Genomic DNA, 8,258 nt, shown 5'->3' with positions numbered 1-8,258 from the left:
CGAGGTCCAGTCGCCGTGCCGACTCCGTAACTCGACGGGGGTTAGGGGGAGAGCTGGGTGAAGGCGCGGCTGGGGGTGACGGGGCGGCAGCCGGCGTCGACGGCGCGGGCGACGACGTGGGGGTCGTCCTGCATCAGGCGCCAGCCGCGGCGCACCAGCACGAGCGGGGGCTTGCGGGCCTCGCGCAGGTCGCGGACGAGCCGCAGGGCGAACGTCACGAGCCGGGGCCGGCGCAGGCAGATCGCGTCGTCGAGCACCCCAGCCGAGCGGCAGGCGGCGACGATCTCCGGTGCGAACAGTCCCTCGGCCAGGAAGCGGCCGTCGCACGTCACCGTGTGGCTGCCCGTGCGGCGGCTCGAGGCGATGTCGTAGACCGGGACGTCCGTGCGGCCGTGCTCGGTCAGCTCGCGGATCGCCGCGACGGCGGCCTCGGCGTCCCACGAGCCCGGGTCGTCCCAGTCGACGATCCCCAGGTCGGAGCGGGGCAGGTCGGGGGCGTCGCCGTCGCGGTAGAAGTCGTCCAGGCGCAGCACGGTCCACCCCAGGCGCTCGCCCAGGTGCGACTTGCCCGACCCGGACGGCCCGGCCACGATCACGACACCCACGGCCGACCAGCCTAGTGGCGCGGCGACCTAGGATGGTCGGCATGTCCGAGACCGTCACCGCTGCCGAGATCGCCGCCCTCATCGACCACGCCATCCTCAAGCCCGAGCTGACGCGCGCGGAGGTCGACGCCGACCTCGACCTCGCGGCGCGCTACGGGATCTTCAGCGTGTGCGTGCGACCCAGCGACGTCGCCCACGCGGTGCAGCGGCTGGCCGGCAGCGGCGTCGCCGTCGGGACCGTGATCGGCTTCCCGCACGGCACGACCACGACGCAGACCAAGGTCGCCGAGTCGCGTCAGGCCCTCGCCGACGGTGCGATCGAGCTCGACATGGTGCTCAACATCGGGCGCCTCCGCTCGGGCCTGATCGACGACGTCGAGGCCGACATCGCGGCCGTGGTCGAGGCCGCCGGCGACCACGTCGTGAAGGTCATCCTGGAGACGGCGTACCTGACCGACGCCGAGATCGAGGCCGGGTCGAAGGCCGCCGAGCGGGCGGGCGCCGCCTTCGTCAAGACCTCCACCGGGTTCGCCGGCGGAGGGGCGACGGTGCCCCACGTGACGCTGATGCGCGCGAGCGTCGGGCCCGACGTGCAGGTCAAGGCGTCCGGCGGCGTGCGCGACCTCGACACCCTCCTGGCGATGCGCGCCCTCGGCATCACCCGCTTCGGCACCAGCGCGACGGCCACGATCCTCGACGACGCGGCGGCCCGCGAGGCCGGCGGCAGCGGCACCGGCGCGAGCGACGACTCCTCCTACTGAACCGGGCCGCGCCGTGCCCGACCAGGAGCTCGCGCGCATCGGCCGTGCCTACGACGCGCGCGCCGCGGAGTACGTCGAGCTGCTCGGCGCGGTCGACGACGCAGCCCCTGAGGACCGTGCGCTGATCGAGGCCTGGCGCGGCGCGACGCCCGGACGCCTGCTCGACGCCGGATGCGGGCCCGGCCAGTGGACCGACCTCCTCGCCGCGGGCGGCCGCGATGCCGTCGGACTGGACCTCTCCGCAGCGTTCCTCGCCTCCGCGCGGGCTCGCTTCCCCTCGGGCCGGTACGTCCGGGCCGACCTGCGGGCGCTGCCGCTCGCGGACGCCAGCTGCGACGGCGTCCTCGCCTGGTACTCGCTGATCCACCTGCCCCCGGAGCTCGTGCCGGAAGCGCTGGCCGAGATCGCGCGCGTCCTGCGGCCCGGAGGGTCGGTCCTGCTCGGGTTCTTCGACGGCGAGCCCCGCACCCCGTTCGACCACCAGGTCACGACGGCCTGGTGGTGGTCGGTCGAGGCGATGAGCGACGCGCTGGTCGTCGCAGGGCTGCGACCGCGGGCCTCGCGCCGTCGGCACGGTGACGGCCACCGCCCCCACGCGGACCTGCTCGCCCACCGCTGACGCCTCGCACGGTCCACCCGTCGGACCGGACCTTCGTGATCGTCACCCAGTCGTCACCGTCCGTTGGTTCTCAGGCGTTGTTCAGTGTCGGCGGTTGCGATGGGGTGGGGGGAGCACGATTTCGGGGGGAATCACGACCCGCGACGACCCACGACTCGGTGCGACATGTCCCGTCTCGACGAAAAGGTCGTCCTTCATGCCCCGAACTTCCGGTCGCGCCTCGCGCCGCCTGGTTCCCGTTCTCGCCGCCGCTGCGGTGTCGCTCGCTGCGGGCCTGCTCGCCGCGGTGCCGGCGCAGGCTGCACCCGACAACTCCGGCCCGGTCATCGCCGAGGCCTACACCAACGGTGGCAGCGCCAACGCGCCGTACACCCACAAGTTCGTCGAGCTGCGCAACCCGACGAGCACCGCGATCAGCCTCAGCGGCTGGTCGATCCAGTACCGCTCGGCCACCGGCACGTCCACCTTCCTGAGCTACCCGCTGAGTGGCTCGATCCCGGCCAACGGCACCTACCTGATCCGCGGCGGCACGAACGGCAGCAATGGTGTCGCCGTGCCCAACGTGGACGTCGAGACCGGCCTGAACCCCGCGGGCACCGGTGGCACGATCGCCCTGGTAAAGGGCACCGCGGCCATCTCGCCGGCGGCCGGCAGCGTCGTGACGACCCCCAACTGGTCCACCGCGGGCGGCGTCGTCGACCTGCTCGGCTACGGCAACTCGAACACCTTCGAGGCGTCGCCCTCCGCCGCTCCGTCGGCCAACAACGACCCGAAGTCGATCGTCCGCAACGGGACCGTGGACACCGACGTCAACTCGGCCGACTTCACGCTGAGCTCGACCGTCACCCCGTGCGGCTCCGCCGGGTGCGGCGGCGGCACCGACCCGGGCACCCCCGAGGTCGCGACGATCGCCGAGATCCAGGGCGAGGGGGCCGCGAGCCCGTTCGTCGACAAGAACGTCACGACCGAGGGCGTCGTCGTCGCGTCGTACCCGACCGGGGGCCTGAACGGCGTCTACCTCCAGACGACCGGCACCGGCGGCGCGCACGATCGCACCGCCACGGCCTCGCACGGCATCTTCGTGTTCTCGCAGGCCCTCGCGGCGCAGGTCCAGCCGGGCCAGCTCGTCTCGGTCACCGGCAAGGTCACCGAGTACTTCGGCCTGACGCAGATCACGCCGGCCGCCAACGGCTGGACCCTGAAGGAGGGCCCGGCGCAGGTGCTGCCGACCCCCGTGGAGTTCCCGATCAGCGAGACCGAGCGCGAGGCGCTCGAGGGCATGCTGGTCCAGCTCGACGGCGACTTCACCGTGACCAACAACTACGACACGCACACGTTCGGCGAGATCGGCCTCGCGGCCGGCACCGAGCCGCTGATCCAGCCGACCGAGGTCGTCGCACCCGGCAGCGCCGAGTACACGCAGCTGGTCGCCGACAACTTCGCGAAGTCCGTCACGCTCGACGACGGCTCGGGAGCCAACTTCAGCGGTGCCACCGGTCGGGACGTCCCGCAGACGTGGCTCAACGGTGACAACGAGGTCCGTGTCGGCGCAGCCGTCGAGCTGACCGAGCCCCTCGTGCTCGACTACCGCTTCGACACCTGGCGCGTGCAGCCGACCGCGACCCTGACGGCGACCGGCCCCAAGCCGGCCGTCATCGAGCAGGGCCTGCGGGCAGCCGAGGAGAAGCCCGAGGACGTCGGCGGCGACCTGCAGCTCGCGAGCTTCAACGTCCTCAACTACTTCACGACGACGGGTCAGGCCTGGGTCGCCAGCGGCGCGGGCACCTGCACCTACTACAACGACCGCACGGGAGCTCCGGTGAACAACAACCGGTGCGACCCGAACGGACCGCGCGGCGCGGCCAACGCCGAGAACCTCGAGCGTCAGCAGGTCAAGATCGTCAACGCGATCAACACCCTGGGCGCCGACGTCGTCGGACTGGCCGAGATCGAGAACTCCGCGGCCTTCGGCCTGGACCGCAACGCGGCGCTCGAGACGCTCGTCGCGGCCCTCAACGCCGACACCGGCGAGGAGACCTGGGCTGCCGTCGAGTCGCCGGCCGTCGTGCCGGCGGTCGGGACCACCGACGTCATCACCTCGGCGTTCATCTACCGGGTCGACGCCGTCGAGACGGTGGGCGGGTCCTCGTTCCTGGACGATCCCGCCTTCGTCAACGCCCGCGCACCGCTCGCCCAGGCGTTCCGCCCGGTCGGCGGCGACGAGGCGTCGACGTTCCTCGTGATCGCGAACCACTTCAAGTCCAAGAGCTCCGGCTCGGGCGAGGACGCGGACGCGGGCGACGGCCAGAGTGCTTCGAACGCCTCGCGTGTCAAGCAGGCCACGGCGCTCGTCGGCTTCGTCGACGACCTCGAGGCCGCCGTCGGCACGGACCAGACGTTCCTGGTCGGCGACTTCAACTCCTACTCGAAGGAGGACCCGGTCGGCGTGCTCGAGGACGCCGGCTTCGTCAACGTCGGCAGCGCGCTCGACGCCGGTGCGACGTACCTCTTCCAGGGTCGGGTCGGCTCCCTCGACCACGTCTTCGCCTCGACCGAGGCGTTCGACCGGGTCACCGGCGCCGACACGTGGGACATCAACGCCGATGAGCCCATCGGTCACGAGTACAGCCGGTACAACACCAACGCGACGTTGATCTACGACGACTCGGTGTTCCGCTCCAGCGACCACGACCCGACGCTCGTCGGCTACGACCCCGTGGTCACCGAGGTGCCCGACACGACCGATCCGGTCGTCGAGCTCTCCGGCCCGACCACGGTCATCGAGGGCGAGGACGCCACGTTCACGGTGGCGGTGACGGACGACTCCGACATCACGTCGGTGGAGTACAGCGTCAACGCGGGCGAGTGGACGGCCGTCACCGACGGGACGTTCACGCTGAGCGACCTCGCGGTCGGCAGCTACGAGGTCGAGGTCCGCGCGACCGACGCCGCCGACAACGTCGGCACCGACTCGGCCTCGCTCGAGGTCACCGAGGCGCCGCAGCCGCCGCTGGTGTTCGACGACGTCGAGGGCAACACGTTCTCGGCCGAGATCGCCTGGCTGTCGACCCAGGGCATCACGACGGGCTACCTGAACGCCGACGGCAGCTCCTCGTTCCGCCCGTCGGAGCCGGTCCTGCGTGAGCAGATGGCCGCCTTCCTGTACCGCTTCGACAACGAGGGCACCAACCCGCCGGCCAGCGCTCCGAACGCGACGTTCACCGACGCGGTGACCAACACGTTCAGCAAGCACATCGCCTGGCTGGCGGACCGGGGCATCACGACGGGCTACGCGGACAACACGTTCCGTCCGGGTCAGCCGGTCCTGCGCGAGCAGATGGCGGCGTTCCTCTACCGCCTGGCCGGGTCGCCGATCGTGGTCGTCCCGGAGACGTCGCCGTTCGCGGACATCCCGACGACGCACACGTTCTACAAGCAGATCGTGTGGCTGGCCTCGACGGACATCACCACCGGGTACGCCGAGGCGGACGGGTCGACGACGTTCAAGGGCTCGCAGCCGGTCCTGCGTGAGCAGATGGCCGCGTTCCTGTTCCGCTTCGACAACCTGTCCAGCTCCACGGCTGGCTGATCCACCCCGTGGGAGGGCCGGGCCCGCGTCGCCGGTCGGCGTCCTCGGGCCCGGTCCTCCCACACCCCGCTCCACCTCCCCCCCATCACCACCTCAGGAAGGTCACACCCGTGTCCAGCACCGTCAGCTCTGCCCGCCGCCCCTGGCGGCACCTCGCGATCACGCTCGCGTCCGCGGTCGGCGTCTCGCTGCTCGCCGCCGCCCCCGTCCAGGCCAACGAGCCGGAGCCGGCTGCCGTCGCGGCCCCCGTCACGATCGCCCTGGTCGACATCAACGACTTCCACGGCCGCATCGACGCCAACACCGTGAACTTCGCGGGCACGATCGAGCAGCTCCGCGCCAAGCACGGCGAGGACAACACGCTGTTCCTGTCCGCGGGTGACAACATCGGCGCCTCCCTGTTCGCCTCGGCGACGCAGCAGGACCAGCCCACGATCGACGTGCTGAACGCCCTCGACCTCGCCACGTCGGCCGTCGGCAACCACGAGTTCGACCGCGGAGCCGACGACCTCCTGACCCGCGTCGAGGACGAGGCCGACTTCTCCCACCTGGCCGCCAACGTGCTCGGTGCGGACGGCGAGCCGATCCTCCCGGCCTACGACATCTTCCCCGTCGGCGGCCTCGACGTCGCCGTCATCGGCGTCGTCACCGAGGAGACGCCGAGCCTGGTGTCACCCGCGGGCATCGAGGGGCTGACCTTCGTCGACCCGGTCGAGGCCGTCAACGACACCGTCGCCGACCTCGAGGCGCTCGCGGACGCACCCGACGTCATCGTCGCGGCGTACCACGAGGGCGCCGGCGCGGGCACGCCCGACGGCGCGACGCTGGAGCAGGAGGTCGCCGGTGGCGGTGCCTTCGCCGACATCGTGACCAAGACCGACCCCGAGGTGGACGTGATCTTCACGGGCCACACGCACAAGCAGTACGCGTGGGACGCCCCGGTCCCCGGTGTCGAGGGCGCGACCCGCCCGGTCCTGCAGACCGGCAGCTACGGCGAGGCCATCGGCGAGATCACGCTGACGGTCGACCCGGCCACGGGTGACGTCCAGAGCCACACCGCCGCCATCGCGCCGCGCACCACCGCGCCGGCCGCTGAGCTCGTCTCGACCTACCCGCGGGTCGCCGAGGTCAAGACGATCACCGATGCCGCTCTGCAGTACGCAGCCGAGATCGGCAACGAGCCGGTCGCGAGCGTCACGGCCGACATCACGACCGCGTTCGTCGGCGCCAACCGCGACGACCGCTCGAAGGAGTCGACGCTGGGCAACCTGGTCGCCAACGCCCAGCTCGCCAAGGCCGCGCAGTCGCCGGCCGGCGCGGACCTCTCCGTCGTGAACCCCGGCGGTCTGCGCAACGAGCTGCGCTTCGCCCCGGACGGCGTCATCACTTTTGCCGAGGCGAACGCCGTCCTGCCGTTCGTCAACAACCTCAGCACGGTCACGCTGACCGGCGCCTCGCTGAAGAAGGTCTTCGAGCAGCAGTGGCAGACCAACGCCGACGGCACGATCCCGTCGCGTCCGTACCTGCAGCTCGGCACGTCCGACAACGTCAGCTACACGTTCGACCCGAACCGTGCTGCGGGCAGCCGCATCACCTCGCTGTGGATCGACGGCGAGCCGGTCGACCTGGCCGCTTCCTACAAGGTCGCGGTCCCGTCGTTCCTCGCCTCCGGTGGTGACAACTTCCGCGCCTTCACCGAGGGCACGGCGGTCGACACCGGTCTGGTCGACTACGAGGCCTGGATCGAGTACCTGCGCGAGAACAGCCCCGTCGCGCCCGACTTCGGGCGCCACGCGGTGCAGGTCGAGGGCGTCAAGCCCCTGCAGCAGGCGGGCACCCCGCTCGCCGTGAAGCTGTCGGCGCTCGACCTGACCTCGCTGGGCTCCCCGGCGTCGACGTCGGCGACGGCGACCCTCGTGGCCGCTGACGGCACGCGCACGGACCTGGGTGACTTCACCGTCACGGCGGCGTCGACGACGATCACCGCGACGGTGCCCTCGTCGGTCTCCGGCGCGGTGACCCTCGAGGTCGAGGTCGCGCCGGCCGGCACCCTGGTCCGCATCCCGCTGCAGGTCGCCGGTGAGTTCACCGACGTCGCCGGCAACACGTTCGCGACGGAGATCGCCTGGCTCGTCGAGGCCGGCATCACGACCGGGTACGCCGACGGCAGCTTCCGTCCGAGCCAGCCGGTCCTGCGTGAGCAGATGGCCGCGTTCCTGTACCGCTTCGACAACGACGGCTCGAACCCGGCCTTCTTCGAGGGTCCGAGCCAGTTCAGCGACGTCGCCGCCGGCCACGTGTTCAAGGCCCACATCAAGTGGCTCGCCGACCAGGGCGTGACCACGGGCTACGCCGACGGCACGTTCCGTCCGAGCGCTCCGGTCCTGCGCGAGCAGATGGCGGCGTTCCTCTACCGTCTCGCGGGCTCGCCGCTGGTGGTCCTGCCGGAGACGTCGCCGTTCGCCGACATCCCCACGACCCACACGTTCTACAAGGAGATCGTGTGGCTCGCCTCGACGAACGTCACGACGGGCTACGAGGAGGCCGACGGCACGACGACCTTCAAGGGCTCGCAGCCGGTCCTGCGTGAGCAGATGGCCGCGTTCCTGTTCCGCTTCGACGAGCTCGAGGCGGCGCAGCAGGTCGGCTGACGCAGCGCGCACCACGGCCACGGGCCGCGAGCA

5 protein-coding genes are annotated in these 8,258 nt (G+C 71.5%); 4 read left to right on the top strand and 1 reads right to left on the bottom strand.

All coding sequences use genetic code 11. The features are described from left to right. Positions 1 to 41: 41 nt before the first annotated feature. Positions 42 to 605, bottom strand: coding sequence for a uridine kinase family protein (locus ABD127_RS17635; RefSeq protein ID WP_344203912.1), 564 nt, complete (start codon positions 603 to 605; stop codon positions 42 to 44). A gap of 41 nt (positions 606 to 646) precedes the next feature. Here ABD127_RS17635 and deoC point away from each other — a divergent pair, with 41 nt between their 5' ends. From deoC to ABD127_RS17615, 4 genes are all read left to right on the top strand, one after another. Continuing rightward, positions 647 to 1,366: a deoxyribose-phosphate aldolase gene (gene deoC / locus ABD127_RS17630; RefSeq protein ID WP_344203911.1), complete on the top strand. Its 720-nt coding sequence runs from the start codon at positions 647 to 649 to the stop codon at positions 1,364 to 1,366. A gap of 13 nt (positions 1,367 to 1,379) precedes the next feature. Further along, positions 1,380 to 1,985: a class I SAM-dependent methyltransferase gene (locus ABD127_RS17625; RefSeq protein ID WP_344203909.1), complete on the top strand. Its 606-nt coding sequence runs from the start codon at positions 1,380 to 1,382 to the stop codon at positions 1,983 to 1,985. A 196-nt stretch (positions 1,986 to 2,181) separates the two neighbouring features. Then, on the top strand, positions 2,182 to 5,574 hold the full coding sequence (locus ABD127_RS17620; RefSeq protein ID WP_344203908.1) for an ExeM/NucH family extracellular endonuclease: 3,393 nt from the start codon (positions 2,182 to 2,184) through the stop codon (positions 5,572 to 5,574). 110 nt (positions 5,575 to 5,684) lie between these two features. Further along, a complete protein-coding gene (locus ABD127_RS17615) occupies positions 5,685 to 8,225 on the top strand; it encodes a 5'-nucleotidase C-terminal domain-containing protein (protein WP_344203907.1) in 2,541 nt (846 codons plus the stop codon). Positions 8,226 to 8,258: the final 33 nt, after the last annotated feature.

The sequence above is a fragment of the Aeromicrobium alkaliterrae genome, from assembly GCF_039529015.1.
Taxonomy (GTDB): Bacteria; Actinomycetota; Actinomycetes; order Propionibacteriales; family Nocardioidaceae; genus Aeromicrobium; species Aeromicrobium alkaliterrae.
Note: the sequence above shows the minus strand (reverse complement) of the source record. Positions and strands in the feature narration are given on the sequence as shown.

Bases quoted from the DNA above. Each gene is read 5' to 3' on its own strand.
- deoC (WP_344203911.1), top strand. From the start codon at position 647: ATGTCCGAGACCGTCACCGCTGCCGAGATCGCCGCCCTCATCGACCAC.
- ABD127_RS17620 (WP_344203908.1), top strand. From the start codon at position 2,182: ATGCCCCGAACTTCCGGTCGCGCCTCGCGCCGCCTGGTTCCCGTTCTC.